The organism is Thioalkalivibrio nitratireducens DSM 14787 (genome assembly GCF_000321415.2).
In the GTDB taxonomy this organism is placed as follows: domain Bacteria; phylum Pseudomonadota; class Gammaproteobacteria; order Ectothiorhodospirales; family Ectothiorhodospiraceae; genus Thioalkalivibrio; species Thioalkalivibrio nitratireducens.
This window is the reverse complement of the sequence record NC_019902.2, coordinates 595,961-617,079: the sequence shown is the minus strand read 5'-3', so window position 1 is coordinate 617,079 and position 21,119 is coordinate 595,961. Positions and strand designations below refer to the sequence as shown.

The following is a 21,119-nucleotide window of genomic DNA, read 5'->3' as shown; positions in this document are numbered from 1 at the left end:
GGTTCCATTATTGGTACCACGATGTCAAGGTTCGGGCGATGCACCTTCGCGCATCGGGTCAGCGCAGACCGTACTTGTCGAGCAGGTTGTACAGCCTGGGCCGGGAGCCCGCCCTGTACCGTGGGCAAATGGTCAAGTTCCACGAAGACTTCACCGTCGCCAGCATCAAGCTTTGGGACGGCCGCGAGTGGCTGTGGCACGACATCCCGGTCCGGAGCGTCCGCAACCGGCACCGACTGGGTACGATCCAGTCCCCGATGCTGGTCGTGAACCGGCATTGCCACCTGTCGGTGCCGGTGGCAATAGAGCCCGAATCCCTGCCCGATGCCGATCGCGTGTGTGCGATCGATATCGGGATCAACACGCTGGCCACGGCCAGCATCGTGACCTCGGACGGCACTGTCGTGGCCCGGAAGTTCTTTCATCCGGCCGCGGACATAGACCGTCGCAATCAACGCGGCACCCGGATTCGCGGCAAGGCACGCAAGACCGCCAAGCTGTCGAAAGGGTTTTGCCGCGGGCTCTACCGCAAGGCCGGGCAGTTGCCGGAGGACAGAAGCTCCCCCGGTAAACCGAGAATACCGGTCACCCTCTCAACGCTCTGGCAGCGAGAGAGTGAAGCCCCTTATCCATGCGCAGCATAATGAGGGGAGTATTCACGTGATGGCCATGCAGACGATATCCCCGAGCGAATCCGTTGGGTGGATGACGAGCACCGGGCGTCTTTTCGCAGCGCTGAAGTCGGTAAAGGGAACGGCACCAAGACCACGTCACCGGCTAGTTGGCCAAACTATCCCAGTCTCGCGCAGGGCCGCAAGCGGTAGGCATCGCTGCGGTGGCTCCCTGTGGGAGCGTGTCTGCGCGCGAATCGGCGTTCAACGAACTCCCAGCGTGAGGCGCGCCTGCGGCGCGACGGCGGGCGGGGCTCGCTCCCACACGAGGGCTTCGGCGCTACGGCAATTGCTCCGGGTTGTGATGCTTCAGCCAATCTTGCAAGGCTGCATCCATGCGTCGTTGCCAGCCGGAACCCGTGGCACGAAAACGTTGAACCACCGATGCGGAGAGACGAACCGCTACGCGTTCCTTGCCCGTATCGGGCTCGGGGCGGACGGCACGGAGGCGGGCTTCATCCCATTCGGCGTCGCTCAGGACAGGGTTATCGGGATCGTCTGCAGCGGCTGCCGTAATGGCTGCATCCTCCTCGGGTGTGGGCAGGATCACCCTTCGGCCCGACTTAGTTTTCAGATGCATAGCGGTTTACCTCTCGCCGATTGGCCTTGCGCAGGCTGATGATACGGCGTCTTGCTCCTCGTTCTACATCGACTACCGTGTAGAGCCGGTCGTTCATCAGAGCAAGTCCCGCCATCCGCGGTTCACCGTAGTGCTTGCGCCGGTCTTCCCAAGCGAGAAGCGTATCCCACTCGAGTCTCGAAGCCTCTGCGAGGGACACGCCGTGCTTGGCGAGATTGCGCACATCCTTGTCGTGGTCGTATTCCAGTTCCATGGAAATCCAGTGCAAACGGGCTCAGGTCGGCATCGCCGATGCCTCGGTGGGAGCGTGCCTCGCACGCGAATCGGTGCTGGATGCCGCACCCACCTCAGCCGCGCCTGCGGCGCGTTCGCGGGCGGGGCCCGCTCCTACAGGTTCACCCACCGTCATCGCGACGGCCTGTCATTGCGAGCCCCGAGGCCCTGGCGATAGACCGCATTGCGGTGAGCCACACGCACCACCAGCACCCGAAACCGTTCATCCTCTATCGATGCAATGATTCGGTACGGACCCACGCGGTAGCGCCAGTATTCGCCCAATTCCCCAGTCAGCGACTTGCCCAGACGCCGCGGGTCGTCCAATGGCGCGATACGCTCGTTCAGGTATTTCAGAATCCGGCGTGCCGATGGCTTGTCCAATGCACGCAGGTCTTTCTCCACGCGGCGATCAAATTCAATCGTCCAGCTCAAGCCGGCGCCTCATTTCGTCCATGGAGACTGTCTCGCCGCTTCCTTTGCGGTGATCGATCAGGCGCTGTTCAGCCAGGTAAATGTCTTCCAGATCGTCCAGATGCTGCAGGATCGCCTCGCGGGCGTAGTAGCTTTTGCTTCGTCCTGTGGCTTTGGCGAGGGCCGCCAGGCGTTCTTCCACATCCTCGGGAAGCCGTAATGCGAGCATCGGATGTCCTCCAATCAATGGCTATACAAGTATAGCGAAAGCCCAGACGCCGTGCGCGTGGCGGTGCTCCTGTAGGAACGTGCCTCGCACGCGAATCGGCGCTTTATGCCGACTCGCGATGCTCGGGTTCGACGGAGAGCCGCATGCCCACCGTCTTCAGCACAGCCACGAGCGTCTTCAGGGTCGGGTTGCCCCTGGGTGACAACGCCCGGTAGAGCGATTCACGGCTGATGCCTGCCTCGGCGGCCACAGCAACCCAGCCCACCGTAGGCTTCGGCAACGGTGCGCAATGCCAGCAGGCCGGCCGCGCGATCTTCGGGATCATCGAGAGACGCCATCGCGGCCTTCCGGTAGGCCACGGCGAGCTCGGGATCCGCACGCAATTCCCGAACTTCGGCTTCGTGGTGGGATACGGCGGCTTTTTTCAGAGTGAATCTGGCCACTGCTGTGCACCATGAAGAATGCGGAGAATGAGCACCGAACCCGTACGCACCTGATAGGCGACGATAAACGGTGTTCCCTGAACGACCAGTTCCCGCGTGCCCTCCACCCGTCCGGAGCGCCCGATTTCCGGAAACTCTTTCAGGAGGTTCAGCTGCTTACTCAGGGCTCCGTCTACAGCCAACGCAGCTGACGGACTATCCAGTGCGATGTATTCGAAGATCTGCTCGCGGTCTTGCACCGCGTGCGTCGTCCACACCAACCTCACCGGTTGGCCTTCTCCATCACGGCATCCCGTTTCGCCGCAAACCGTGCCTCAACCTCTTCATGTTGGAGATGCGGAGCCCTATCATCGAGCGCTGCCAGCACCTTGGCACGAAACCATGCATCGTACGCCTCGGGCTTCACCGCCAGTTCGAGCGGGAGCGCACCTTCGTTGGCAATCCGCGTCAGCAGCATGCGGACCGCATCCGAAACCGTCAGCCCGAGCCCCTCGAGTACCGCCGAAGCGCGATCCTTCACATCCGGATCGACCCGCGTTTGCACCAGAGCATTATTGGCCGCCATCACTGATCTCCAAGATTGCAGTCAGGACCCAATTGTAATTCATTTGAATGACGACCGCACGGCGCATTGGCTTACAGGCACGCTACGAGGGCCCTAGGCTTCCCCACCCGTCACCGCGTGGCAGTGCTCCTGTGGAGCGTGCCTTCACGCGATGCGGCGTCCTGTTCGGCCAAGACGCCCGCCCCGCCGCTCACGTGCCGGTCTCTTCCCGCAACTCCCGCCGCAACGCCTCGATCTCCTGTTCGATCGCCCGGTACTCCGCCTGCTTCAACGCGAGGAAGGCGCGGGTCACGCGCAGCTTCTCGGCAAGCCCCGCCGGGGTGAGCAAGTAGGCGTAGGCGCGCTTGCGGTGGCTCTTGCGGAGGTTCTCGGCCTTGATCCATCCCTTGTCGATCAGCGCGCGCAGAACGCAGTTCGTCGCCCCCAGGCTGATGCCCAGGACATCGGCCAGCTCGCGCTGGGTGAGCTCCGGGTTCTCCGCGAGCAGGCACAGAACCTGCAGGCGGGTCTCTTCGGGGAGGGCTTTCAGGGCTTCGGATTGGCTTTTGGCTTCGGGCACGCTACCGCCCTGCCCGTGCGCACTTTGAAGCGCCGGGGCGAGCCTGTGGCGGCATCCTCCGGAAGATATGAGGAGTGGCGAAGGGTGGGTATAGGCCCAGCGGGATATAGGTCGTTCGTTAAGACTTGTGAATGGTCGTTCAGGTGGGGAACGACATTGACATCCAACCCCTAGGTGGCAGAGTTGCACCCAGCCGCCGCGCGGGCCGCGGCGCTGGATCGCGGGGCCGCGTGGGATGGGGACGGAATTGAATACCGTCCCCGGAGCTTGCAGCGGAGGTTAACGGTCTACCCGTTGGCGTCCGACCACCCGCGTGCTCGCATGTCCGCGAGGATGTTTTCCACCACGGCGCTCAGGGTCGGTGCAAATTCATGGCCCGCCTGAAGCGCGTCAGCCAGGATCACCGCGTCCTCGATGTATTCATGCACCATTTGATTGCGCAGCTTGCGCATGGTCAGCCAGCCATCGGTGGAAGGGATCAAGCGAAGCTTTTCCGCCCGATCGAGATTGTCGATCGCCGCCCCAAGGCGTTCGCCCACCGCTTCGAGGTATAGAGGAAGCAACTTGTCGCCCAGCGTATCCTGAAGACGCCCGAACCGGCTCACAAACGCTTCGACACGCTCTGCTTCATCGATGTTGTCCGCCAATGTGCTTGCACGCGCTGGCGTGAAAGGCTTGCTGAAAACGCGTTGGTCGGTCGTCAGGAGATGCCGCCGCTCGCGCTGAACGACGCGACTCAAAAACTGAAGGCGATTTAGCTGTTCGGGGTCGATGTTCAAAGAAGTTGTCCCTTCTCCTGGGCAACCCGATGGACCGTGTGTCGGCGGAGGTTCGGAGCGGAGAGGACGACATCGACGGAACGCCCATCCAATCGGCGGCTGAGCATGGCCGAGAGCCGCGCCGAAACCAGCGCGGGGCGTTCTACCGGCCAATCGAACTCGACGAGCACATCCACATCGCCGCCGCGCCCCGTATCGTCCAGGCGTGAACCAAACACGCGAACGCGTGTGTCGGACCCGCATTCGCGGCGGACCACTTCACGGATCGTTTGCCTGTGTTCCGGACTGAGACGCATGAGGTGGATTGTAGCAGGAGCTTCGCGGCTTCACGGGCGGCGCGTTCGCGAGCAGGGCTCGCTTCTACAAGGTCCGGCCCGTCGCCACGCCTGCAGATGCCATCCGGCGGTGTCACGCAGCCCAGGGGTTCACGACCGGAGTCGGCAAATCTTCAAAATGCTTCGCGTTCCGCGTGGCGAGCGTAGCGCCACGGGCGATGGCAATGCCGGCAATGAAGGTGTCGCGCAGTTCCGCGGGACGACCGCGGGCCTTGCGGTCGGCCGCCAGGCTTGCGGCCCGCTCTGCCGCGCGCACGTCGAAAACCGCGATACGGTTGGGCAGGTCGAGTTGCACGAGCTCGTCGAGACGTTGGGCGCAGGCCGCGCATTTCGCGCCCTGCCTGCGGGTTGCAGTCGATCCAGATCACATCCGGACGCGCGGGAACCCCGTCCTTCTTTTTGGCTACCACGGTTCAGCGCCGACTGCCGTGGTGTCCATCACCTCGCCGCCGTGCCGCGCCGGATCAAAGCGCTCCAGGCGCTGCTCCAGCGTGAGTGTCTGGTCTTCCAGCGGCGTAATGATGACGCGGCCGTTTTCCACTTCGATCCGTACTGGCTGGTCGGCATGCAGATGCGCCGCACGTGCCACGCCAACGGGAAGCCTCACACCGAGGCTGTTGCCCCAGCGTTTGATGTCGAGAACGGCACTGACCATGGGTGCTTCTCCGGGGAATGTCTAAACGATGTCCAGACATGACATCGGGCGGCCGTTACAGGGCAAGCCGAATCCGTGTGGGCGTTGTTGGGAGACCGGGGCCCGTGGCGATCCGCGGGCACTCCCGCGAAGCGGAAATCACGCCCCGCTTACGCGCAGTTCCACCCGCTTGCCCAATAGGTGTAGCGCGTGTTCAAGCGCTGGGACCTTGGTGCTGTGCCTCGGATCCAGCATGCGTCGGGCTTCCTTTTCATTTACGCCAAGTCGACGGGCCAGCTCGCTCTTGCTGACGCCCTGCTCGCGCATGGCGAGATACAAGGCCGCCTTCATTGCGGTGCCGATGGGTACGGCCACCAGGTGTTCTCCACGCCTCGCGCGGCTCGCCGTCGGGATGTCGGTACCGTCCTGGATACGCATTTCGATCGCGGCCTGCAAGGCACCTTCCGCCTCTTCCAGTGCCTGCGCGCGGTTCTCGCCCTGGGTGATGACCTCAGGCAGGTCCCGACAGGCCACCACGAAGCCGCCGTCCGGATCGTCGATCAAGCCGATGGGATAAACGAAGCTATGCATGACGCTGTCTCAGATGTCCTCTTCCTTCAGCCCGAGTTGCTTGAGCATCGCGTGCAGCGTTCCGGTCTTGAGTTCATCCCTGGGGTTGCGGAGAACGGTTCGTCGGTCGCCGAGCTTCAGCACACCATGAGAGCCTTTGCCGAGATTCGGATGCCACTCGAATGCGAGTCCTCGGTGTTTGGCGAGCTTACGGATTCGCTTCAGGAATTCGCTACCTTTCATTGCGAGTATCGGACATTTTTGTCCGTTGTTCAACCTGGGGTCGCGCCCGCGGCGCGTTCGCGAGCAGGGCTCGCTCCTACAACGTCCGTGTGGCCCGCCTTGTCTGGGTGCCCCCCCCTGTGGGAGCGTGCCATGCACGCGAATCGGCGCTTTATGCCGACTCGCGATGCTCGGGTTCGACGGAAAGCCGCATGCCCACCGTTTTCAACACAGCCACGAGCGTTTTCAGGGTCGGGTTGCCCCTGGGTGACAACGCCCGGTAGAGCGATTCGCGGCTGATGCCTGCCTCGGCGGCCACAGCACCCAGCCCACCGTAGGCTTCGGCAACGGTGCGCAATGCAAGAAGGCCTGCAGCGCGATCTTCGGGATCATCGAGAGAAGCCATCGCGGCCTTCAGGTAGGCCACGGCGAGCTCGGGATCCGCACGCAATTCCCGAACTTCGGCTTCGTGATGGGATACGGCGGCTTTCTTCATTTCTGCCTCGCTTTCCAGTCCTCGAGATAGCTCTGCGCCTTGGCGATATCCCGTTGTTGGCTGGATTTGTCTCCCCCGCATAGCAGGAGGATCCATGTTGCGCCCTGTTGGGACAGGTAGATGCGGTATCCGGCACCAAACTGCAACCGGAGCTCGCTGACGCCGCCACCGATGGGCTTTACATCGCCGGGGTTTCCAGCCGCGAGTCGCTGAAGACGAACACGGATTCTGGCCTGGGTGACCTTGTCCGTAACCCCATTGAGCCATTCGGTGAACGGCTCGGATCCATCCGACCGTTGGTAACGGAATAGCTGCATGGTACTCCGTTTGTAGCTTTCAGGCTACAGATTCGTCGTGGACCCCAAACGCCATACCCGCGCCTGCGGCGCGTTCGCGGGCAGGGCCCGCTCCTACAAGGTCCGGGTGCCCGCCCTGTAGGAGCGTGCCTGCACGCGAATTGGCCAGCAGCCCGCCGGTTGGTCAGGCATACATCAGGCGCCCTTTGGGTTCTGGAATGCGGCGCCCCAGACGCTGCGCGGTGTCGATCCAGTCTTCGATCACCCGCTGAGCGTTGGCAACGGCCTCCTCGTAGCTCGACCCATCGGCCATGCACCCGGGAAGTTCAGGTACTTCGACCACGAACGCCTGGTCCTCTTCAACCCAGTACACGATGAGCTCGTACTTAATCGGCATCGCTCTCTCCAAGCCGATATTTCACCAGCATGCCCCGGACCTGTCTGACCTGATACGGCTTGGCCTTGTTCGCCTCCAGAAGCTGGCACAAGGGAGCGAAATCCACATTGGCGTCGGCGGTCCCCGCGAGGATGACCGCCTTGAGCTTCGAGTATCTTCCCATTCTCCATCCTTGGTTCCGGTGTCGAGCAGAGGGCACGCTTCGGGGTTTGCCTTCCCGCGCGAAATGCACCCGCGGGAGCGTGCCTGCGCGCGAATCGGCGTTCAACGAACTCCCAGCGTGAGGCGCGCCTGCGGCGCGACGGCGGGCGGGGCTCGCTCCTGCACGAGGACATCGGCGCTACGGCAATTGCTCCGGGTTGTGATGCTTCAGCCAATCTTGCAAGGCTGCATCCATGCGTCGTTGCCACCCGGAACCCGTGGCACGAAAACGTTGAACCACCGGTTCGGAGAAACGCACCGCTACGCGTTCCTTGCCCGTATCGGGCTCGGGGCGGACGGCACGGAGCCGGGCTTCGTCCCATTCGTCATCGCTCAGGACCTGGTTATCGGGATCGTCCGCAGCGGCTGCCGTAAGGACTGCATCCTCCTCAGGTGTGGGCAGGATCACCCTTCGGCCCGATCTAGTTTTCAGATGCATAGCGGTTCACCTCTCGGCGATTGGCCTTGCGCAGACTGATGATACGGCGTCTCGCTCCTCGTTCTACATGGACTACCGAGTAGAGCCGGTCGTTCATCAGAGCAAGTCCCGCCATCCGCGGTTCACCGTAGTGCTTGCGCCGGTCTTCCCAAGCAAGAAGCGTATCCGACTCGAGTCTCGAGGCCTCTGCGAGGGACACGCCGTGCTTGGCGAGATTGCGCACGTCCTTGTCGTGGTCGTATTCCAGTTCCATGGAAATCCAGAGCAAACGGGCTCAGGTCGGCATCACCGATGCCTCGGTGGGAGCGTGCCTCGCACGCGAATCGGTGCTGGATGCCGCACCCACCTCAGCCGCGCCTGCGGCGCGTTCGCGGGCGGGGCCCGCTCCTACAGGTTCACCCACCGTCATCGCGACGGCCTGTCATTGCGAGCCCCGAGGCCCTGGCGATAGACCTCATTGCGGTGAGCCACACGCACCACCAGCACCCGAAACCGTTGATCCTCTATCGATGCGATGATTCGGTACGGGCCCACGCGGTAGCGCCAGTATTCGCCCAATTCCCCGGTGAGCGACTTGCCCAGACGCCGTGGGTCGTCCAATGGCGCGATACGCTCGTTCAGGTATTTCAGAATCCGGCGTGCCGATGGCTTGTCCAATGCACGCAGGTCTTTCTCGACGCGGCGATCAAATTCAATCGTCCAACTCAAGCCGGCGCCTCATTTCATCCATGGAGACTGTCTCGGCGCTTCCTTTGCGGTGATCGATCAGGCGCTGCTCAGCCAGGTAAATGTCTTCCAGATCGTCCAGATGCTGCAGGATCGCCTCGCGGGCGTAGTAGCTCTTGCTTCGACCTGTGGCCTTGGCGAGGGCCGCCAGGCGTTCTTCCACATCCTCGGGAAGCCTTAATGCGAGCATGGGATGACCTCCAATCAATTGCTATACAAGTATAGCGAAAGCCCGGACGCCGTGCGCGTCGCAATGCCCCTGTAGGGGTGTGCCTGCACGCGAATCGGCGTTCGGGGCTTCGAATCGGGGGGCTTCGAATCGGGGTCAGACCCCTTTGTAGGGCTTTTCTAGCCACGGATGGGCACGGATGTGAGTAGAGCTTGAAAACCGGAGGTCAAGGGCGTTTTTGGCCACGGAAGACACGGACGACACTGAAGGGTTTGGGCCACGGAAGACACGGAAGACACGGAAGGGTTTGGGCCACGGAAGGCACGGAAGGCACGGAAATTTTGAGGTTTCCATATTCAGTGATTCGTGAGGCAATCATTCTGCCGGTAGGACGTGCAGCCGGAAGGCCTCCTTGCCGCGGATCTCCAGAACCCGGTTGACCAGGTCGCCTGCGCATTCCGCCTGAACGAACGCGATCGCGTCGCGCAGACGTTCCCACTGTTCCAGTCGGTTCAGGCCCGCTTCGCGCAGCACGATGACGCCGGGGTGCAGTTCCGCCGATGCAGCCAAATGGATGAAGTCGCCGACGTTGATGGTGACCACGATCAGATCATTGCGGTAGGCATATTCCCAGACCATCTGATCCGACTTTCCCTGCAGCCCCACGTGGCCCACCGCCTGCGCCGGAATGCCCAGGTCGTTCGCCCATATGGCCAAACGCGGCGAGAGGTTTCCGTCAATGAGCAGCTTCACCCGGCCGACGCCCGACCTGCAGCTCCTTTGCGGGCCGGCCGGGTGTGTTCCCCATCCGGGCCTCGATCGCGGCGTAGTTCAATGCCGCTCGGTCGATACCGGGGTAGTCCTCGGCAATCTCTGGCAGCGGAACCCCACGCCGTATCATCGCCACCACCTGGGCCACGGGCACGCGGGTCCCCTTGAACACGGGCTGTCCGGAACAGACGTCGGGGCGAGTTTCGATCTGCGCGCGGCCAAGCACGTAGTCGCGCCACTCGGTGTGGAGATGGGTTGCGATCCGGGAGAGGTCGATCACGATCGGTGTATCCCCGTTGTGCCGTAGCTGCTGCCCGAAACGGCGCCAACGCCCCCGTTGCCCATCGCGGCCCATGATCACGGCATAGAGTTCCTGACGATCTTCCGGCTTCAAGGACACACCGCTTTCCTCCAGGGAGGCCTTCAAGCGGAAATAGAGGAGATCGCGGAAGTGGAACGCGAGCCGGCGCCCTGATTGCGCGGGTCGCTTTCGCCCGAGCACCCGGGTGAACTCCTGGCGCATGAGCTTCGGATTCTGTCGCAGCACCGCGGCCGCGACGCGGGTATCGATCTCGATGGACATGGCCTCCACTATCCTGGCTTCAGCGTGAGGCTTAATTTTAGCAGATGCGGGTATCGTTCACGCGGTGGTTGATTTGCCAGCGCACGACACGCCGGCGACGCGTTGGCGAGCAGGCACGCTCCTACAGGGCGTGTTGGGTGAACCATTGGTAGGCGTCTTTCAGGCCGTCTTCGAGCGCGATGCGCGCCTCCCAGCCCAGCGAGCGGATCAGGCTGATGTCGAGCAGCTTGCGTGGCATGCCGTCGGGCTTGGTGGCGGCGAGGTAGACCTGCTGTGGCTGTTCTTCGGCAAAGAAGTCGCGCACTTCCGCCGCGCTCAGGAGATCGAGCTCGGAGCGGGTGCGGGTCAGGATCCGCGCCGGGTCGCGGCCACGCTGATGCCGAGCGCCGCCGCCAGCTCGCGCTGGGTGAGCTCGGGGTTCTCCGCCAGCAGGCGCAGGACGTGCAGGCGGGTTTCTTCGATGAGGGTTTTCAGGGGTTCGAGGTCGGTGGTGGTGTCAGCGCTGCGCTCGGCCCCCTCCCCGACTTTCGCCCGGATGCGGTGGAGGGGGGTTGCGGCGTGCGCAGGGGCTGGGGCGTGATCGGGCACGCTACCGCCCTGCCCGTGCGTCGCCCGGTGTGCGGGTGCCTGCGGAGGAAGCGGTGCTGGATGTGGGACCCACCTCACCCGCGCCTGCGGCGCGTTCGCGGGCAGGGCCCGCTCCTACAGGGTCCGGGTGGCCCGCCGTGTCTGGGTGGCCCCCTGTAGGAGCGTGCCTAGCACGCGAATCGGCGCTGGTCTCCGCACCCACCTCACCCGCGCCTGCGGCGCGTTCGCGGTGACCACCGCTCAGAACCGTCTCACCGCGAGTCCCATGGAGGAAGCGGCTTCGGCCATCACGGTATCGGCGGTCGCGAGCGTCGCGATCCCCATCTGGTTGACCAGAGCGAGGTGCAAGGCATCGAGTGTCCGCAGCGGATGTTCCGGATAGCGGTTGATCAAATTCACGGCCTCATCAAAGCAGGCGTCGGTCACCGGGTGCTCCTGCAGCCAGCCGCGGGCGATGTCCTCCAGGAACGCGGCATACAGCACGGATTGGAGTTCAGCGTTGAGTTCGTCCATGCGCCGGCGCCGACTCAGCAGCGAACGCATTTCGGTACGGGTGAGCCTGCTGATGATGGCCACATCGATTCCCTGCAGGTAACCGACAAAGGCGTCGGAGCCCGGTTCGTTGAGATACCACTTCGCGAGTGCGCTGGTATCGAGGTAGACGCGGTCGTCAGCGCTCATCGCGCTCGGCGCGGATCAGCTCGGCCGACGGCGTCGTCAGCCGCGGGGTACGGGCGCGCAGGTCGGCGTGGTTGGGACGCCGACGCGTCCCGGCAATGGGCAGGATGCGTGCGATCGCGCGGCCGCGGCGACGCACGATGATCTCGCCCGCCTCGTCCACCAGTTTGTCGAGCTGACCGATGGCGGCGCGCATTTCCCGAATATTGAGCTCTTTCATCGGACACCTGCTGGATGTGCTGCATTATTCTGGATCGTAGCACATTGGAAGCCGCGACCGAATCCAAACGTACCTGATATGCGACGATAAACGGTGTTCCCCGAACGACAAGTTCCCGCGTGCCCTCCACCCGTCCGGAGCGCCCGATTTCCGGAAACTCTTTCAGGAGGTTCAGCTGCTTACTCAGGGCTCCGTCTACAGCCAACGCAGCTGACGGACTATCCAGTGCGATGTATTCGAAGATCTGCTCGCGGTCTTGCACCGCGTGCGTCGTCCACACCAACCTCACCGGTCGGCCTTCTCCATCACGGCATCCCGTTTCGCCGCAAACCGTGCCTCAACCTCTTCGTGTTCGAGATGCGGACCCCCATCATCGAGCGCTTCCAGCACCTTGGCACGAAACCATGCATCGTACGCCCCGGGCTTCACGGCCAGTTCGAGCGGCAGCGCACCTTCGTTGGCAATCCGCGTCAGCAGCATACGGACCGCATCCGAAACCGTCAGCCCGAGCCCCTCGAGTACCGCCGAAGCGCGGTCCTTCACATCCGGGTCGACCCGCGTTTGCACCAGAGCATTGTTGCCTGCCATCACTGATCTCCACGAATGCAGTCGGGACCCAATTGTAATGCATTTGAATGACGCTCGCAGGGCGCATTGGCACCAAGGTCTGGGTTTTCCTTCCCCGCCGTTCAGGACGGGGAGGATGTCGATCGTGGTTTCGACATCGCAGGATCCGGCAGGTCCATCGGGAACGTGCGTGCTTCATAGGCTTCCACGAGGGTGGCAAGCACATCCAGCCGGTCGCCTTCCGGCGTGCCCAGCGCAGGATCGGTTTCCATCAGCACGGTAATCTCCTGCAAGGCTTCGCGGTAGGCTGGCTCGTCGCGAATCGGTTTGATTTCCATGCTCACCGGCATCCCATCCTACCCTCCCCGTTTGCCGTCCAATCAGACGACTACGACGCGAGTATGGCCGGCCTTGCGAGCGTGGGACGGCTTGCGCACGACAATTTCCACGTCTCGCCCCAGACGATTCAGGCAGTCGATCATCTTGCTTTCGCTGATGCCTCGAAATTGGCCCCGCAGCATGCCCGAGAGTTTCGGCTGGGTGATGCCCAACAGCTCAGCGGCCTGCATTTGCGTGAGATGGCGATGCTTGATGATTTCGCCAATTTTCGCAGCCAGCATGGCTTTCACCTGCATTTCCTCGGCATTCGGAAAGCCAAGGTCGTGGTAGATGTTGGTTGCGCCCTTTTCGATCTGTGTCATTTCGTGCACCCTGCTGCGTGCTCTTGCGCTGCTTTCAATCGCTCTCGAATCAGGTCCATGTCCTGCTTTGGCGTTTGTACGAAGCCGTTCCTGGCGCCGTGGGGGAGCGTGCACACTGGCGAGCGTTCAAGGACCGTTCGCGGGCGGGGCCAGCACCTATAGGGCTTTCTCGGTGAACCACCGGTAGGCGTCGTTCAGGCCGTCTTCGAGCGCGATGCGCGGCTCCCAGCCCAGCGAGCGGATCAGGCTGATGTCGAGCAGCTTGCGCGGCATGCCGTCGGGCTTGCTGCTGTCGAAGGTCAGGCGGCCTTCGTAGCCGGTCACGCGGGCGATGGTCTCGGCGAGTTCGCGGATGCTGCAGTCCTGCCCGGTGCCGATGTTGATGTGGCTCTGCATCGGTTGCACCGCACCCCAGTAGGTCTCTTCGGGCAGGTCCATCACGTGCAGGCAGGCCGCGGCCATGTCATCGACGTGCAGAAACTCGCGCTTCGGCGCGCCGGTGCCCCAGATGACCACCTCGGACGCGTTCTGCTCCTTGGCCTCGTGAAAGCGGCGCAGCAGTGCGGGCACCACGTGGCTGTTCTCGGGGTGGTAGTTGTCGTTTGGCCCGTAGAGGTTCGTGGGCATCACGCTGCGGTAATCGCGGCCGTACTGGCGGCGGTAGCTCTCGCAGAGCTTGATGCCGGCGATCTTGGCGATGGCGTAGGGCTCGTTGGTCGGCTCCAGGGGCCCGGTGAGCAGCGCGTCCTCGCGCATCGGCTGTTCGGCATGACGCGGGTAGATGCAGGAGGAGCCGAGGAACAGGAGCTTCGGCACGTCGTGCCGGTGCGCCGCGTGAATGACGTTCGTCGCGATGACCAGGTTGTCGTGGATGAACTCGGCCGGATAGGTGTGGTTCGCGTGGATGCCGCCGACCTTCGCCGCGGCGAGGTAGACCTGCTGCGGCTGTTCTTCGGCAAAGAAGTCGCGCACTTCCGCGGCGCTCAGGAGATCGACCTCGGAGCGCGTGCGGGTCAGGATTCGCGCCGGGTCATGCCCGCGTGCGATCAGCGCGCGGACGATGGCGGAACCGACCATGCCGTTGTGGCCGGCGACGAAGATTTTGGTCATGTTTTGCAGAGGTTCTCGAAGGCGGGCGGGTGCCGGCCGTGGTGCAGGCGTTCGCGGACCTCGGGGTCCCAGTAACGCTTCAGGTGGCGGTAGGCCTCGGCTGAAGGCCGCGTTCCTCGCAGTCGCGGAGTATTAGCGTCATCGCGAGGGCAACAGGCCCTGGCCGGGGGATGTTTTTCTGGGAGCGCGCCCTCTACGCGAGTGGTGCCATCAGCGCACCGCTTGGTCAGGCGTACATCAGGCGTCCTTTGGGTTCTGGAATGGGGCGCCCCAGACGCTGCGCGGTGTCGATCCAGTCTTCGATCACCCGCTGAGCGTTGGCAATGGCCTCCTCGTAGCTCGATCCGTCGGCCATGCAACCGGGAAGTTCCGGGACTTCGACCACGAACGCCTGGTCTTCTTCACTCCAGTACACGATCCAGTACACGATGAGCTCGTACTTAATCGACATCGTTCTCTCCAAGCCGATATTTCACCAGTATGCCCCGGACCTGTCTAACCCGGTGCGCGGCAAGCCCCGCCGTTCAGGGCGGGGAAGGATCGCGCCGACGGCGTAGCCGTCCTGCGTCTTCAGGGTGGTGTCCGCTGCTGTTCGATGTACTGGCGAATGATCGCAGTGGGCGCACCGCCACTGCTCCCGGCCAAGTAGGACGGCGACCACAGCGTGCCTTTCCAGTAGCGGGGCGCGATGATCCATCTACGCTTTGCTTCAATGATCCAGCCAGTCCTCATGACCGTGCCGAATCCGAAGGATGTAAATATCGTGATCTCGTATGGTGTAAAGCACAATGTGCGAGCCCACCGGGTGAACACGAATCAAGGCGCTCAGTTCTTGCCGCACCGGGGCCGCTTGGGGATTCTCTGCAAGAAACTCGAACGCCTGAGAAAGCCTTTGGTGATAGCGTTGGGCCTGGTCAAGCCCGAACGATGTGGCGCCTTCCAGGTAGATCTGAATCAGGTCCTCTTCCGCTGAACGACTGAGGGTAAAAAAACTCACTTCGGTGCGGCGATTCTGGACAGCGCCTCGGCTTCGATTTCATCCATGGTCCGCTGGCCCTCACCAGTGGCGAGCGCCTCGTCCACCATAGCCTGGATCTGGGCGATTTTGGCGGAACGTTCCTGATCGCGCCGTATCAGGTCACGGACATAATCACTCGCGTTACTGTATCGACCTGAGCGAGAACGCTGATCAACCCAGGCTTTCATCGCATCGGGTAGGGAAACATTCATCGTTGCCATAACACCACCTCCGTGCCTAATTATGGCAATCTTTGTCAATAGTTGTCAAGGATGCGTCTACACACCCATACGCGAGAACCGAAGGCTCCCTACCGTCATCGCGAGGGCTGGAGGCTTCCATCACGGTTGCGGAGGCACGGCCTCGATGGCCAACCCAAGGTCCGCTGCCGCAGCCAGCAAGGTGTTGTCGGCACTGCATACGATGGCGCCAACTCGGGCCGCGATGGACAGATGCAGGACATCCCCGGCGCGCAAACCGGACGCGTAATCCTCCATCCAGACCGCCGCGCGTTCGAAGTCGGCCGCGCTAGGGGGCTCGACCTGCAGTCGGGCCGCCACAAAATGACGGCAGTGGGCGATGCCTTCTCGGTGTAGGCGCGCATCCATGTCCCCGCGGCGCGCCATGATGCCGACAGCACTCACGAATTCGGTGAGCGACCAGTGACTGATCAGGATCTCTCCGGTCCCTGCGTGCTCCAGCCAGGCCAGCGCCGCCTCGCTACCTGAATCGCGATAGATCAGGGAAAGCAGCAGACACGTATCGGCATAGCGCATCGGTCAGTAGCGGGCGTCATCCCGCAATTCGCGCACCCGGGCCACCGCCGTCTCCTGCGCTGGTTTTTGCCTCGCCAGAAAGGTTCGGAGCTCGCTCAGGATGGCCGTTTGATCCTGCGCCGAAAAATCCCGCTCGGGAACGACACGGGCAACGCGCTTGCCCCGCCGCGTAATGATGATTTCCTCCCCAGCCTGGACCTGATCGAGCACGGACGAGAGGTGAGTCTTTGCCTCAGCGAGCGACAGGGTACGCATGACAGGCTTCCTTTGATGACCAATTAGTCATTCCATTCTAGCATACGGAGATTCGCCCGACCGACGCCTGACCTGCGGATCCTTGGCGGGACGGCCGGGTGCGTTCCCCATCCGGGCCTCTATCGCGGCGTAGTTCAATGCCGCTCGGTACCGCGCTGTAGGAGCGTGCCTCGCACGCGAATCGGCTTTCGGGGGTTCGAACCGGGGTCGGGGGCTTCGAACCGGGGGGCTTCGAACCAGGGTCAGACGCCCTTTATAAGGGAAAACCGGGGTCTGGCCCCTTGCGCTGGACCCCTTGCGCCGAGATCACAGGCCGTTTACGCGCAGTTCCGCCCGCTTGCCCAGTATGTGTAGCGCGTGTTCAAGCGCTGGGACCTTGGTGCTGTGCCTCGGATCCAGCATGCGTCGGGCTTCCTTTTCGTTCACGCCGAGCCGACGGGCCAGTTCGCTCTTGCTGACGCCCTGCTCGCGCATGGCGAGATACAAGGCCGCCTTCATCGCGGTGCCGATGGGTACGGCCACCAGGAGTTCTCCACGCCTCGGGCGGCTCGCCGTCGGGATGGCCGTGCCGTCCTGGATACGCATTTCGATCGCGGCCTGCAAGGCACCTTCCGCCTCTTCCAGTGCCTGCGCGCGGTTCTCGGCCTGGGTGATGGCTTCGGGCAGGTCCCGGCAGGCCACCACGAAGCCGCCGTCCGGATCGTCGATCAAGGCGATTGGATAAACGAAGCTATGCATGACGCTGTCTCAGATGTCCTCTTCCTTCAGCCCGAGTTGCTTGAGCATCGCGTGCAGGGTTCCGGTCTTGAGTTCGTCGCTGGGGTTGCGCAGGACGGTTCGTCGGTCGCCGAACTTCAGCACACCATGAGAGCCTTTGCCCAGATTCGGATGCCACTCGAATGCGAGTCCTCGGTGCTTGGCGAGCTTACGGATTCGTTTTAGGAATTCGCTACCTTTCATCGCCGAGTATCGGACATTTTTGTCCGTAGTTCAAACTGGGGGCGCGCCTGCGGCGCGTTCGCGGGCGGGGCCCGCTCCTACAAGGTCCGGGGGGCCCGCGTTGTCCGGGTGGCCCCCTGTAGGCGAGCCTGCTCGCGAGAAGCGGCGCTTTAGGCCGACTCGCGACGTTCAGGTTCGACGGAGAGCCGCATGCCCACCGTCTACAGCCAGTGCAGCGGATGGACTGTCCAGTGCGATGTAGTCGAAGATCTCCTCGCGGTCTTGCACCGCAAGGCTCGTCCACACCAACCTCACCGGTGCGCTTTCTCCACCAGGGCAGTCCGTTTCGCAGCAAACCGCGCCTCCACCTCATCGTGTTCAATTTGCGGTGCCAGATCATTGAGCGCCTCCAGCACCTTGGCACGAAACCATGCATCGTACGCCTCGGGTTTCACCGCCAGTTCGAGCGGCAATGCCCCTTCGTTGGCAATACGCGTCAGCAGCATTCGGACCGCATCCGAAACCGTCAGCCCGAGCCCCTCGAGAACCGCCGACGCGCGATCCTTCAAATCCGGGTCGACCCGGGTTTGCACCAGAGCATTGTTGGCCGCCATCACTGATCTCCACGAACGCCGTCGGAACCCGATTGTAAGTCATTTGAATTACGGTCGCAGCGCACGTTCGCGTGCAGGCTCGCTCCTGCGGGGACCAAGGCTGGGTTGGTGTTGCTGCTGGATCACGCTCACGATGCGGCCGGCGGCGCGGCCGTCGCCGTAGGGGTTGTGGGCGCGGGACATCGCGGCGTAGGCCTGCGGGTCGTCGAGCAGGCGCGTGGCTTCGCGCACGATCCGTTCCTCGTCGGTGCCGACCAGGCGCACGGTGCCGGCTTCGACGGCCTCCGGGCGCTCGGTGGTCTCGCGCATCACCAGCACCGGCTTGCCGAGCGAGGGGGCTTCCTCCTGCACGCCGCCGGAGTCGGTGATGATGAGGTCGGCGCGGTCCATCAGTGCGACGAACGGGAGGTAGTCCAGCGGTTCGATCAGGTGGACGTTGTCGCGCTGGCCGAGTGCTTCACGCACCGGGCCGAGGACGTTGGGGTTCAGGTGCACCGGGTAGACGATCTGCACGTCGCTGCGCTCGGCGAGGCGGCCGAGGGCGCGGCAGATGCGCCGGAAGCCGTCGCCGAAGTTCTCGCGCCGGTGGCCGGTCACGACGACGGTGCGCCGGGCGGGGTCGAGAAAGCCGAACCGCGCTTGCAACTCCGGGTTGGCGCGGACTTTGTCGACCAAGGTGAGCAGGGTGTCGATGACGGTGTTGCCGGTGACGTGGATCCGTTCCTCCCCTACCCCTTCGCGCTGCAGGTTGTCGCGCGCGCGGGGCCCGGTCCTACAGGGCTGGCCCTGGCTGGGGGAGGTCCGTGTTAGGGGCGTGCCTCGCACGCGAATCGGCGCTAGCCGATGCCCAGCTTCGCGTGCGAGCCAAGTCGCACGAGCTGAAGGGTATCCGGGTCAGGTTTACGGTAGATCAGAACAAGGTCGGGCTTGATGTGGCAGTCCCGATGGTCATTCCAATCACCTGCGAGAGCATGGTCGCGATGGTGCTCGGGTAATGGAAGATCCCGGGCCAGGATTTCAATGATCTTCGTGAAGTCGGTTTGCAGGGATTGCCGGTGTCTTCCTTTGGCTTAGCGCTTGAGGTCGCGCTTGAAGCTCGAGGTTTGTTTAATCGTCCGCATCCAGGACCGCTTGCAGCTGCTCGATCGTCACGATCTCGGCCTTCCCCTCGCGCGCGGCGCGCATGGCGGCGATGGTTTCCTCGTTCGGGATCAGCGGCTCAAAGGGCAAGGCGTGCTCTCTGGCGATCCGGGTCATCATGATGCGGAAGGCATCGGAAACCGTCAGCCCCATGGCTTCGAGGACGGCCGCCGCCTCGTTCTTGACCTCTTCGCTGATACGCGCACGTACGACGGTGTTCATGGTCAGGGCCCTCTCAGAATTTGCGCTGGGCTACAACAGCGTAGCCCAATTCGACCAAACAACCACCCCGGCATCCGCCTCGCCATCACGAAGGCCCTGCCCTATCGCACCCGCGCCTGCGGCGCGTTCGCGGTGACCACCGCTCAGAACCGTCTCACCACAAGGCCCATGGAGGAAGCGGCTTCAGCCATCACCGTATCGGCAGTCGCGAGCGTCGCGATCCCCATCTGGTTGACCAGAGCGAGGCGCAAGGCATCGAGTGTCCGCAGCGGATGTTCCGGATAGCGGTTGATCAGATTCACGGCCTCGTCGAAGCAGGCGTCGGTCACCGGGTGCTCCTGCAGCCAGCCACGGGCGACATCCTCCAGGAACGCGGCATACAGCACGGATTCGAGCTCAGCGTTGAGTTCACCCATGCGCCGGTGCCGACTCAGCAGCGAACGCATCTCGGTGCGGGTGAGCCTGCTGATGATGGCCACATCGATTCCCTGCAGGTAATCGACAAAGGCGTCGGACCCCGGTTCGTTGAGGTACCACTTCGCGAGCGCGCTGGTATCGAGGTAGACACGGTCGTCAGCGCTCATCGCGCTCGGCACGGATCAACTCGGCCGACGGCGTCGGCAGCCGCGGGGTACGTGCGCGCAGGTCGGCGTGATTGGGACGCCGACGCGTCCCGGCAACGGGCAGGATGCGTGCGATCGCGCGGCCGCGGCGATTCACGATGATCTCGCCCGCCTCGTTCACCAGCTTGTCGAGCTGACCGATGGCAGCGCGCATTTCCCGAACATTGAGCTCTTTCATCGGACACCTCTTGGTATGTGCTGCATTATTTTGGATCGTAGCACATTAAAAGCCGCGAACGCGTTGATTCTTTGGTGGATGTGGACGGACTTGCATCGCGATCCTGGGACGGCGCTCTTGCTCCGGGGACGGTTTGCTCAATTTCCGGCGCGCAATGCCGCACCGGACGCAGCCGCGCCTGCGGCGCGTTCGCGGGCAGGGCCCGCTCCTACCGGGTTGGCCCTGGCGCGGGTATGCCCTTGTGGGAGCGTGCCTTGCACGCGAATCGGCGCTGGGTGGTGCTACCGGGCTTGGGCGCGCCTGCGGCGCGTTCGCGAGCGGGGCTCGCTCCTACAGGGTCACCCACCGTTATCGCGACGACCTGTCATCGCGAGCCCCGAGGCCCTGGCGATAGACCTCATTGCGGTGAGCCACACGCACCACCAGCACCCGAAGCCGTTCATCTTCTATCGATGCAATGATTCGGTACGGACCCAGGCGGTAGCGCCAGTATTCGCCCAATTCCCCGGTCAGCGACTTGCCCAGACGCCGCGGGTCGTCCAATGGCGCGATACGCTCGTTCAGGTATTCCAGAATCCGGCGTGCTGATGGCTTGTCCAATGCACGCAGGTCTTTCTCGACGCGGCGATCAAATTCAATCGTCCAACTCAAGCCGGCGCCTCATTTCATCCATGGACACTGTCTCGCCGCTTCCTTTGCGGTGATCGATCAGGCGCTGTTCAGCCAGGTAAATGTCTTCCAGATCGTCCAGATGCTGCAGGATCGCCTCGCGGGCGTAGTAGCTTTTGCTTCTACCGGTGGCCTTGGCGAGGGCAGCCAGGCGTTCTTCCACATCATCAGGAAGCCGTAATGCGAGCATGGGATGATCTCCAATCAATGGCTATACAAGTATAGCGAAAGCCCAGGCACTGTGCACGTGGCAATGCCCTAGGAGCGTGCCGTGCACGCGAAGCGGCGCTGGACGGTGCACCCACCTCACCCGCGCCTTCGGCGCGTTCGCGAGCAGGGCTCGCTCCTACAGGGTGGGCACCGGCGTTGGGGTTGCCCCTCGCGGGGGGCATCGGGGGGCATGCCCTTGTGGGAGCGTGCCTGCACGCGAATCGGCGTTGGGTGTCGGATCGAACTCAGGCGCGCCTGC

At 63.2% G+C, this 21,119-nt stretch carries 48 protein-coding genes and 2 pseudogenes; 1 reads left to right on the top strand and 49 read right to left on the bottom strand.

Annotated features, from left to right (window positions below):
• The first annotated feature begins 74 nt into the window (after positions 1-74).
• Positions 75-644: a hypothetical protein gene (locus tag TVNIR_RS03095; RefSeq protein ID WP_211263140.1), complete on the top strand. Its 570-nt coding sequence runs from the start codon at positions 75-77 to the stop codon at positions 642-644.
• Positions 645-951: 307 nt separating this feature from the next.
• Here the strand turns inward: TVNIR_RS03095 and TVNIR_RS18580 are convergent, their stop codons facing one another.
• From TVNIR_RS18580 to relB (TVNIR_RS02875), 49 genes and pseudogenes are all read right to left on the bottom strand, one after another.
• On the bottom strand, positions 952-1,251 hold the full coding sequence (locus TVNIR_RS18580) for a BrnA antitoxin family protein (RefSeq protein ID WP_083499328.1): 300 nt from the start codon (positions 1,249-1,251) through the stop codon (positions 952-954).
• A complete protein-coding gene (locus tag TVNIR_RS03090; protein WP_015257514.1) occupies positions 1,235-1,504 on the bottom strand; it encodes a BrnT family toxin in 270 nt (89 codons plus the stop codon). The genes TVNIR_RS18580 and TVNIR_RS03090 overlap by 17 nt, the downstream gene beginning before the upstream one ends.
• A gap of 152 nt (positions 1,505-1,656) precedes the next feature.
• Positions 1,657-1,959, bottom strand: a complete 303-nt coding sequence (locus tag TVNIR_RS03085) for a type II toxin-antitoxin system RelE family toxin (RefSeq protein ID WP_043739186.1) — start codon at positions 1,957-1,959, stop codon at positions 1,657-1,659.
• On the bottom strand, positions 1,943-2,167 hold the full coding sequence (gene relB, locus TVNIR_RS03080) for a type II toxin-antitoxin system RelB family antitoxin (protein ID WP_006748723.1): 225 nt from the start codon (positions 2,165-2,167) through the stop codon (positions 1,943-1,945). The genes TVNIR_RS03085 and relB (TVNIR_RS03080) overlap by 17 nt, the downstream gene beginning before the upstream one ends.
• A gap of 103 nt (positions 2,168-2,270) precedes the next feature.
• Positions 2,271-2,492, bottom strand: coding sequence for a helix-turn-helix domain-containing transcriptional regulator (locus tag TVNIR_RS03075; RefSeq protein WP_237251713.1), 222 nt, complete (start codon positions 2,490-2,492; stop codon positions 2,271-2,273).
• Positions 2,493-2,591: 99 nt separating this feature from the next.
• Positions 2,592-2,867, bottom strand: a complete 276-nt coding sequence (locus tag TVNIR_RS03070) for a type II toxin-antitoxin system RelE/ParE family toxin (RefSeq protein WP_015257512.1) — start codon at positions 2,865-2,867, stop codon at positions 2,592-2,594.
• A gap of 5 nt (positions 2,868-2,872) precedes the next feature.
• Positions 2,873-3,175 carry a type II toxin-antitoxin system RelB/DinJ family antitoxin gene (locus TVNIR_RS03065; protein WP_015257511.1) on the bottom strand — a complete coding sequence of 101 codons (303 nt, stop codon included), beginning with the start codon at positions 3,173-3,175 and terminating at the stop codon, positions 2,873-2,875.
• Positions 3,176-3,365: 190 nt separating this feature from the next.
• Positions 3,366-3,704: a MarR family EPS-associated transcriptional regulator gene (locus tag TVNIR_RS03060; protein ID WP_169794311.1), complete on the bottom strand. Its 339-nt coding sequence runs from the start codon at positions 3,702-3,704 to the stop codon at positions 3,366-3,368.
• Between the two features lie 317 nt (positions 3,705-4,021).
• Positions 4,022-4,513, bottom strand: coding sequence for a hypothetical protein (locus tag TVNIR_RS03055; protein WP_043739181.1), 492 nt, complete (start codon positions 4,511-4,513; stop codon positions 4,022-4,024).
• Positions 4,510-4,809: a nucleotidyltransferase domain-containing protein gene (locus TVNIR_RS18575; protein WP_083499327.1), complete on the bottom strand. Its 300-nt coding sequence runs from the start codon at positions 4,807-4,809 to the stop codon at positions 4,510-4,512. Before TVNIR_RS18575 ends, TVNIR_RS03055 begins: the two co-directional genes overlap by 4 nt.
• A 112-nt stretch (positions 4,810-4,921) precedes the next feature.
• On the bottom strand, positions 4,922-5,143 hold the full coding sequence (locus TVNIR_RS03045; RefSeq protein ID WP_052316598.1) for a PIN domain-containing protein: 222 nt from the start codon (positions 5,141-5,143) through the stop codon (positions 4,922-4,924).
• Positions 5,144-5,251: 108 nt separating this feature from the next.
• Positions 5,252-5,503, bottom strand: coding sequence for an AbrB/MazE/SpoVT family DNA-binding domain-containing protein (locus TVNIR_RS03040; protein WP_015257507.1), 252 nt, complete (start codon positions 5,501-5,503; stop codon positions 5,252-5,254).
• Between the two features lie 138 nt (positions 5,504-5,641).
• A complete protein-coding gene (locus TVNIR_RS03035) occupies positions 5,642-6,073 on the bottom strand; it encodes a type II toxin-antitoxin system HicB family antitoxin (RefSeq protein ID WP_015257506.1) in 432 nt (143 codons plus the stop codon).
• A 9-nt stretch (positions 6,074-6,082) separates the two neighbouring features.
• Positions 6,083-6,295, bottom strand: coding sequence for a type II toxin-antitoxin system HicA family toxin (locus TVNIR_RS03030; RefSeq protein ID WP_015257505.1), 213 nt, complete (start codon positions 6,293-6,295; stop codon positions 6,083-6,085).
• A 151-nt stretch (positions 6,296-6,446) separates the two neighbouring features.
• A complete protein-coding gene (locus TVNIR_RS03025; RefSeq protein WP_015257504.1) occupies positions 6,447-6,770 on the bottom strand; it encodes a helix-turn-helix domain-containing transcriptional regulator in 324 nt (107 codons plus the stop codon).
• The gene (locus TVNIR_RS03020; protein WP_015257503.1) at positions 6,767-7,087 is read right to left on the bottom strand and encodes a type II toxin-antitoxin system RelE/ParE family toxin; all 321 of its coding nucleotides are present in this window, start codon (positions 7,085-7,087) and stop codon (positions 6,767-6,769) included. The genes TVNIR_RS03025 and TVNIR_RS03020 overlap by 4 nt, the downstream gene beginning before the upstream one ends.
• A 163-nt stretch (positions 7,088-7,250) precedes the next feature.
• The gene (locus TVNIR_RS03015) at positions 7,251-7,463 is read right to left on the bottom strand and encodes a type II toxin-antitoxin system HicB family antitoxin (protein WP_043739178.1); all 213 of its coding nucleotides are present in this window, start codon (positions 7,461-7,463) and stop codon (positions 7,251-7,253) included.
• On the bottom strand, positions 7,453-7,626 hold the full coding sequence (locus TVNIR_RS19970; protein WP_015257501.1) for a hypothetical protein: 174 nt from the start codon (positions 7,624-7,626) through the stop codon (positions 7,453-7,455). Before TVNIR_RS19970 ends, TVNIR_RS03015 begins: the two co-directional genes overlap by 11 nt.
• Positions 7,627-7,803: 177 nt before the next feature.
• Positions 7,804-8,103 (bottom strand): BrnA antitoxin family protein, encoded by a 300-nt coding sequence (locus tag TVNIR_RS03010; RefSeq protein WP_043739175.1) that lies wholly within the window; start codon positions 8,101-8,103, stop codon positions 7,804-7,806.
• Complete coding sequence (locus tag TVNIR_RS03005; protein ID WP_015257499.1) at positions 8,087-8,356, bottom strand: BrnT family toxin; 270 nt, start codon at positions 8,354-8,356, stop codon at positions 8,087-8,089. Before TVNIR_RS03005 ends, TVNIR_RS03010 begins: the two co-directional genes overlap by 17 nt.
• A gap of 152 nt (positions 8,357-8,508) precedes the next feature.
• Complete coding sequence (locus TVNIR_RS03000; protein ID WP_015257498.1) at positions 8,509-8,811, bottom strand: type II toxin-antitoxin system RelE family toxin; 303 nt, start codon at positions 8,809-8,811, stop codon at positions 8,509-8,511.
• The gene (gene relB, locus TVNIR_RS02995) at positions 8,795-9,019 is read right to left on the bottom strand and encodes a type II toxin-antitoxin system RelB family antitoxin (RefSeq protein ID WP_015257497.1); all 225 of its coding nucleotides are present in this window, start codon (positions 9,017-9,019) and stop codon (positions 8,795-8,797) included. Before relB (TVNIR_RS02995) ends, TVNIR_RS03000 begins: the two co-directional genes overlap by 17 nt.
• Before the next feature lie 354 nt (positions 9,020-9,373).
• Positions 9,374-9,751, bottom strand: a complete 378-nt coding sequence (locus TVNIR_RS02990) for a DUF5615 family PIN-like protein (protein WP_043739172.1) — start codon at positions 9,749-9,751, stop codon at positions 9,374-9,376.
• Positions 9,735-10,352, bottom strand: coding sequence for a DUF433 domain-containing protein (locus tag TVNIR_RS19545; RefSeq protein WP_052316597.1), 618 nt, complete (start codon positions 10,350-10,352; stop codon positions 9,735-9,737). The genes TVNIR_RS02990 and TVNIR_RS19545 overlap by 17 nt, the downstream gene beginning before the upstream one ends.
• Before the next feature lie 121 nt (positions 10,353-10,473).
• Positions 10,474-10,656, bottom strand: a complete 183-nt coding sequence (locus tag TVNIR_RS02980) for a GDP-L-fucose synthetase (protein ID WP_015257494.1) — start codon at positions 10,654-10,656, stop codon at positions 10,474-10,476.
• Positions 10,657-10,697: 41 nt separating this feature from the next.
• Positions 10,698-10,940 carry a winged helix-turn-helix transcriptional regulator gene (locus TVNIR_RS21360; protein ID WP_015257493.1) on the bottom strand — a complete coding sequence of 81 codons (243 nt, stop codon included), beginning with the start codon at positions 10,938-10,940 and terminating at the stop codon, positions 10,698-10,700.
• 240 nt (positions 10,941-11,180) lie between these two features.
• Positions 11,181-11,621 (bottom strand): type II toxin-antitoxin system VapC family toxin, encoded by a 441-nt coding sequence (locus TVNIR_RS02970; protein ID WP_015257492.1) that lies wholly within the window; start codon positions 11,619-11,621, stop codon positions 11,181-11,183.
• Positions 11,611-11,838 (bottom strand): type II toxin-antitoxin system Phd/YefM family antitoxin, encoded by a 228-nt coding sequence (locus tag TVNIR_RS02965; RefSeq protein ID WP_015257491.1) that lies wholly within the window; start codon positions 11,836-11,838, stop codon positions 11,611-11,613. Before TVNIR_RS02965 ends, TVNIR_RS02970 begins: the two co-directional genes overlap by 11 nt.
• A 73-nt stretch (positions 11,839-11,911) precedes the next feature.
• Positions 11,912-12,118: pseudogene (locus TVNIR_RS18560) on the bottom strand (type II toxin-antitoxin system RelE/ParE family toxin); the annotation flags it as partial.
• A 5-nt stretch (positions 12,119-12,123) separates the two neighbouring features.
• The gene (locus tag TVNIR_RS02960; protein WP_015257490.1) at positions 12,124-12,426 is read right to left on the bottom strand and encodes a type II toxin-antitoxin system RelB/DinJ family antitoxin; all 303 of its coding nucleotides are present in this window, start codon (positions 12,424-12,426) and stop codon (positions 12,124-12,126) included.
• 101 nt (positions 12,427-12,527) lie between these two features.
• A complete protein-coding gene (locus TVNIR_RS02955) occupies positions 12,528-12,749 on the bottom strand; it encodes a hypothetical protein (RefSeq protein ID WP_237251712.1) in 222 nt (73 codons plus the stop codon).
• Between the two features lie 36 nt (positions 12,750-12,785).
• A complete protein-coding gene (locus TVNIR_RS02950; protein ID WP_015257488.1) occupies positions 12,786-13,106 on the bottom strand; it encodes a helix-turn-helix domain-containing protein in 321 nt (106 codons plus the stop codon).
• Positions 13,107-13,262: 156 nt separating this feature from the next.
• The gene (gene fcl / locus TVNIR_RS02945) at positions 13,263-14,225 is read right to left on the bottom strand and encodes a GDP-L-fucose synthase (protein WP_418081376.1); all 963 of its coding nucleotides are present in this window, start codon (positions 14,223-14,225) and stop codon (positions 13,263-13,265) included.
• 217 nt (positions 14,226-14,442) lie between these two features.
• Positions 14,443-14,667: a type II toxin-antitoxin system HicB family antitoxin gene (locus tag TVNIR_RS02940; RefSeq protein WP_015257486.1), complete on the bottom strand. Its 225-nt coding sequence runs from the start codon at positions 14,665-14,667 to the stop codon at positions 14,443-14,445.
• Positions 14,668-14,786: 119 nt separating this feature from the next.
• A pseudogene (locus TVNIR_RS18555) lies at positions 14,787-14,906 on the bottom strand (transposase); the annotation flags it as partial.
• 19 nt (positions 14,907-14,925) lie between these two features.
• Entirely contained in the window at positions 14,926-15,213 is a 288-nt protein-coding gene (locus tag TVNIR_RS02935; RefSeq protein ID WP_043739169.1) for a type II toxin-antitoxin system RelE/ParE family toxin, read from the bottom strand.
• Positions 15,210-15,455 carry a type II toxin-antitoxin system ParD family antitoxin gene (locus tag TVNIR_RS02930; protein WP_015257484.1) on the bottom strand — a complete coding sequence of 82 codons (246 nt, stop codon included), beginning with the start codon at positions 15,453-15,455 and terminating at the stop codon, positions 15,210-15,212. The genes TVNIR_RS02935 and TVNIR_RS02930 overlap by 4 nt, the downstream gene beginning before the upstream one ends.
• 120 nt (positions 15,456-15,575) lie before the next feature.
• A complete protein-coding gene (locus tag TVNIR_RS02925; protein ID WP_015257483.1) occupies positions 15,576-16,010 on the bottom strand; it encodes a type II toxin-antitoxin system VapC family toxin in 435 nt (144 codons plus the stop codon).
• A 3-nt stretch (positions 16,011-16,013) separates the two neighbouring features.
• Positions 16,014-16,265: a type II toxin-antitoxin system Phd/YefM family antitoxin gene (locus tag TVNIR_RS02920; protein ID WP_015257482.1), complete on the bottom strand. Its 252-nt coding sequence runs from the start codon at positions 16,263-16,265 to the stop codon at positions 16,014-16,016.
• A gap of 306 nt (positions 16,266-16,571) precedes the next feature.
• Positions 16,572-17,003, bottom strand: coding sequence for a type II toxin-antitoxin system HicB family antitoxin (locus tag TVNIR_RS02915; protein WP_015257481.1), 432 nt, complete (start codon positions 17,001-17,003; stop codon positions 16,572-16,574).
• Positions 17,004-17,012: 9 nt separating this feature from the next.
• Positions 17,013-17,225, bottom strand: a complete 213-nt coding sequence (locus TVNIR_RS02910; RefSeq protein ID WP_043739165.1) for a type II toxin-antitoxin system HicA family toxin — start codon at positions 17,223-17,225, stop codon at positions 17,013-17,015.
• 290 nt (positions 17,226-17,515) lie between these two features.
• Positions 17,516-17,818 (bottom strand): type II toxin-antitoxin system RelB/DinJ family antitoxin, encoded by a 303-nt coding sequence (locus tag TVNIR_RS02905; protein WP_015257479.1) that lies wholly within the window; start codon positions 17,816-17,818, stop codon positions 17,516-17,518.
• A 48-nt stretch (positions 17,819-17,866) separates the two neighbouring features.
• Positions 17,867-18,643 carry a non-hydrolyzing UDP-N-acetylglucosamine 2-epimerase gene (wecB, locus tag TVNIR_RS02900; protein WP_015257478.1) on the bottom strand — a complete coding sequence of 259 codons (777 nt, stop codon included), beginning with the start codon at positions 18,641-18,643 and terminating at the stop codon, positions 17,867-17,869.
• An 11-nt stretch (positions 18,644-18,654) separates the two neighbouring features.
• Complete coding sequence (locus tag TVNIR_RS20360) at positions 18,655-18,864, bottom strand: type II toxin-antitoxin system YafQ family toxin (RefSeq protein WP_257720626.1); 210 nt, start codon at positions 18,862-18,864, stop codon at positions 18,655-18,657.
• 61 nt (positions 18,865-18,925) lie between these two features.
• Positions 18,926-19,180: a type II toxin-antitoxin system RelB/DinJ family antitoxin gene (locus TVNIR_RS02895; RefSeq protein WP_015257476.1), complete on the bottom strand. Its 255-nt coding sequence runs from the start codon at positions 19,178-19,180 to the stop codon at positions 18,926-18,928.
• Between the two features lie 143 nt (positions 19,181-19,323).
• Complete coding sequence (locus TVNIR_RS02890) at positions 19,324-19,764, bottom strand: type II toxin-antitoxin system VapC family toxin (RefSeq protein WP_015257475.1); 441 nt, start codon at positions 19,762-19,764, stop codon at positions 19,324-19,326.
• Positions 19,754-19,981, bottom strand: coding sequence for a type II toxin-antitoxin system Phd/YefM family antitoxin (locus TVNIR_RS02885; RefSeq protein WP_015257474.1), 228 nt, complete (start codon positions 19,979-19,981; stop codon positions 19,754-19,756). The genes TVNIR_RS02890 and TVNIR_RS02885 overlap by 11 nt, the downstream gene beginning before the upstream one ends.
• Before the next feature lie 348 nt (positions 19,982-20,329).
• Complete coding sequence (locus tag TVNIR_RS02880) at positions 20,330-20,632, bottom strand: type II toxin-antitoxin system RelE family toxin (protein WP_015257473.1); 303 nt, start codon at positions 20,630-20,632, stop codon at positions 20,330-20,332.
• Complete coding sequence (relB, locus tag TVNIR_RS02875; RefSeq protein WP_015257472.1) at positions 20,616-20,840, bottom strand: type II toxin-antitoxin system RelB family antitoxin; 225 nt, start codon at positions 20,838-20,840, stop codon at positions 20,616-20,618. Before relB (TVNIR_RS02875) ends, TVNIR_RS02880 begins: the two co-directional genes overlap by 17 nt.
• Between the last annotated feature and the right edge of the window lie 279 nt (positions 20,841-21,119).

What these genes read in the sequence shown, in the direction of transcription:
- TVNIR_RS18580 (WP_083499328.1), bottom strand. Translation starts at nt 1,251, where the DNA reads ATGCATCTGAAAACTAAGTCGGGCCGAAGGGTGATCCTGCCCACACCC.
- TVNIR_RS03090 (WP_015257514.1), bottom strand. Translation starts at nt 1,504, where the DNA reads ATGGAACTGGAATACGACCACGACAAGGATGTGCGCAATCTCGCCAAG.
- relB (WP_006748723.1), bottom strand. Translation starts at nt 2,167, where the DNA reads ATGCTCGCATTACGGCTTCCCGAGGATGTGGAAGAACGCCTGGCGGCC.
- TVNIR_RS03075 (WP_237251713.1), bottom strand. Translation starts at nt 2,492, where the DNA reads ATGATCCCGAAGATCGCGCGGCCGGCCTGCTGGCATTGCGCACCGTTG.
- TVNIR_RS03065 (WP_015257511.1), bottom strand. Translation starts at nt 3,175, where the DNA reads ATGGCGGCCAATAATGCTCTGGTGCAAACGCGGGTCGATCCGGATGTG.
- TVNIR_RS18575 (WP_083499327.1), bottom strand. Translation starts at nt 4,809, where the DNA reads ATGCGTCTCAGTCCGGAACACAGGCAAACGATCCGTGAAGTGGTCCGC.
- TVNIR_RS03040 (WP_015257507.1), bottom strand. Translation starts at nt 5,503, where the DNA reads ATGGTCAGTGCCGTTCTCGACATCAAACGCTGGGGCAACAGCCTCGGT.
- TVNIR_RS03035 (WP_015257506.1), bottom strand. Translation starts at nt 6,073, where the DNA reads ATGCATAGCTTCGTTTATCCCATCGGCTTGATCGACGATCCGGACGGC.
- TVNIR_RS03030 (WP_015257505.1), bottom strand. Translation starts at nt 6,295, where the DNA reads ATGAAAGGTAGCGAATTCCTGAAGCGAATCCGTAAGCTCGCCAAACAC.
- TVNIR_RS03025 (WP_015257504.1), bottom strand. Translation starts at nt 6,770, where the DNA reads ATGAAGAAAGCCGCCGTATCCCATCACGAAGCCGAAGTTCGGGAATTG.
- TVNIR_RS03020 (WP_015257503.1), bottom strand. Translation starts at nt 7,087, where the DNA reads ATGCAGCTATTCCGTTACCAACGGTCGGATGGATCCGAGCCGTTCACC.
- TVNIR_RS03015 (WP_043739178.1), bottom strand. Translation starts at nt 7,463, where the DNA reads ATGCCGATTAAGTACGAGCTCATCGTGTACTGGGTTGAAGAGGACCAG.
- TVNIR_RS19970 (WP_015257501.1), bottom strand. Translation starts at nt 7,626, where the DNA reads ATGGGAAGATACTCGAAGCTCAAGGCGGTCATCCTCGCGGGGACCGCC.
- TVNIR_RS03010 (WP_043739175.1), bottom strand. Translation starts at nt 8,103, where the DNA reads ATGCATCTGAAAACTAGATCGGGCCGAAGGGTGATCCTGCCCACACCT.
- TVNIR_RS03005 (WP_015257499.1), bottom strand. Translation starts at nt 8,356, where the DNA reads ATGGAACTGGAATACGACCACGACAAGGACGTGCGCAATCTCGCCAAG.
- relB (WP_015257497.1), bottom strand. Translation starts at nt 9,019, where the DNA reads ATGCTCGCATTAAGGCTTCCCGAGGATGTGGAAGAACGCCTGGCGGCC.
- TVNIR_RS19545 (WP_052316597.1), bottom strand. Translation starts at nt 10,352, where the DNA reads ATGTCCATCGAGATCGATACCCGCGTCGCGGCCGCGGTGCTGCGACAG.
- TVNIR_RS02970 (WP_015257492.1), bottom strand. Translation starts at nt 11,621, where the DNA reads ATGAGCGCTGACGACCGCGTCTACCTCGATACCAGCGCACTCGCGAAG.
- TVNIR_RS02965 (WP_015257491.1), bottom strand. Translation starts at nt 11,838, where the DNA reads ATGAAAGAGCTCAATATTCGGGAAATGCGCGCCGCCATCGGTCAGCTC.
- TVNIR_RS02960 (WP_015257490.1), bottom strand. Translation starts at nt 12,426, where the DNA reads ATGGCAGGCAACAATGCTCTGGTGCAAACGCGGGTCGACCCGGATGTG.
- TVNIR_RS02950 (WP_015257488.1), bottom strand. Translation starts at nt 13,106, where the DNA reads ATGACACAGATCGAAAAGGGCGCAACCAACATCTACCACGACCTTGGC.
- TVNIR_RS02940 (WP_015257486.1), bottom strand. Translation starts at nt 14,667, where the DNA reads ATGTCGATTAAGTACGAGCTCATCGTGTACTGGATCGTGTACTGGAGT.
- TVNIR_RS02930 (WP_015257484.1), bottom strand. Translation starts at nt 15,455, where the DNA reads ATGGCAACGATGAATGTTTCCCTACCCGATGCGATGAAAGCCTGGGTT.
- TVNIR_RS02925 (WP_015257483.1), bottom strand. Translation starts at nt 16,010, where the DNA reads ATGCGCTATGCCGATACGTGTCTGCTGCTTTCCCTGATCTATCGCGAT.
- TVNIR_RS02920 (WP_015257482.1), bottom strand. Translation starts at nt 16,265, where the DNA reads ATGCGTACCCTGTCGCTCGCTGAGGCAAAGACTCACCTCTCGTCCGTG.
- TVNIR_RS02915 (WP_015257481.1), bottom strand. Translation starts at nt 17,003, where the DNA reads ATGCATAGCTTCGTTTATCCAATCGCCTTGATCGACGATCCGGACGGC.
- TVNIR_RS02910 (WP_043739165.1), bottom strand. Translation starts at nt 17,225, where the DNA reads ATGAAAGGTAGCGAATTCCTAAAACGAATCCGTAAGCTCGCCAAGCAC.
- TVNIR_RS02905 (WP_015257479.1), bottom strand. Translation starts at nt 17,818, where the DNA reads ATGGCGGCCAACAATGCTCTGGTGCAAACCCGGGTCGACCCGGATTTG.
- TVNIR_RS02895 (WP_015257476.1), bottom strand. Translation starts at nt 19,180, where the DNA reads ATGAACACCGTCGTACGTGCGCGTATCAGCGAAGAGGTCAAGAACGAG.
- TVNIR_RS02890 (WP_015257475.1), bottom strand. Translation starts at nt 19,764, where the DNA reads ATGAGCGCTGACGACCGTGTCTACCTCGATACCAGCGCGCTCGCGAAG.
- TVNIR_RS02885 (WP_015257474.1), bottom strand. Translation starts at nt 19,981, where the DNA reads ATGAAAGAGCTCAATGTTCGGGAAATGCGCGCTGCCATCGGTCAGCTC.
- relB (WP_015257472.1), bottom strand. Translation starts at nt 20,840, where the DNA reads ATGCTCGCATTACGGCTTCCTGATGATGTGGAAGAACGCCTGGCTGCC.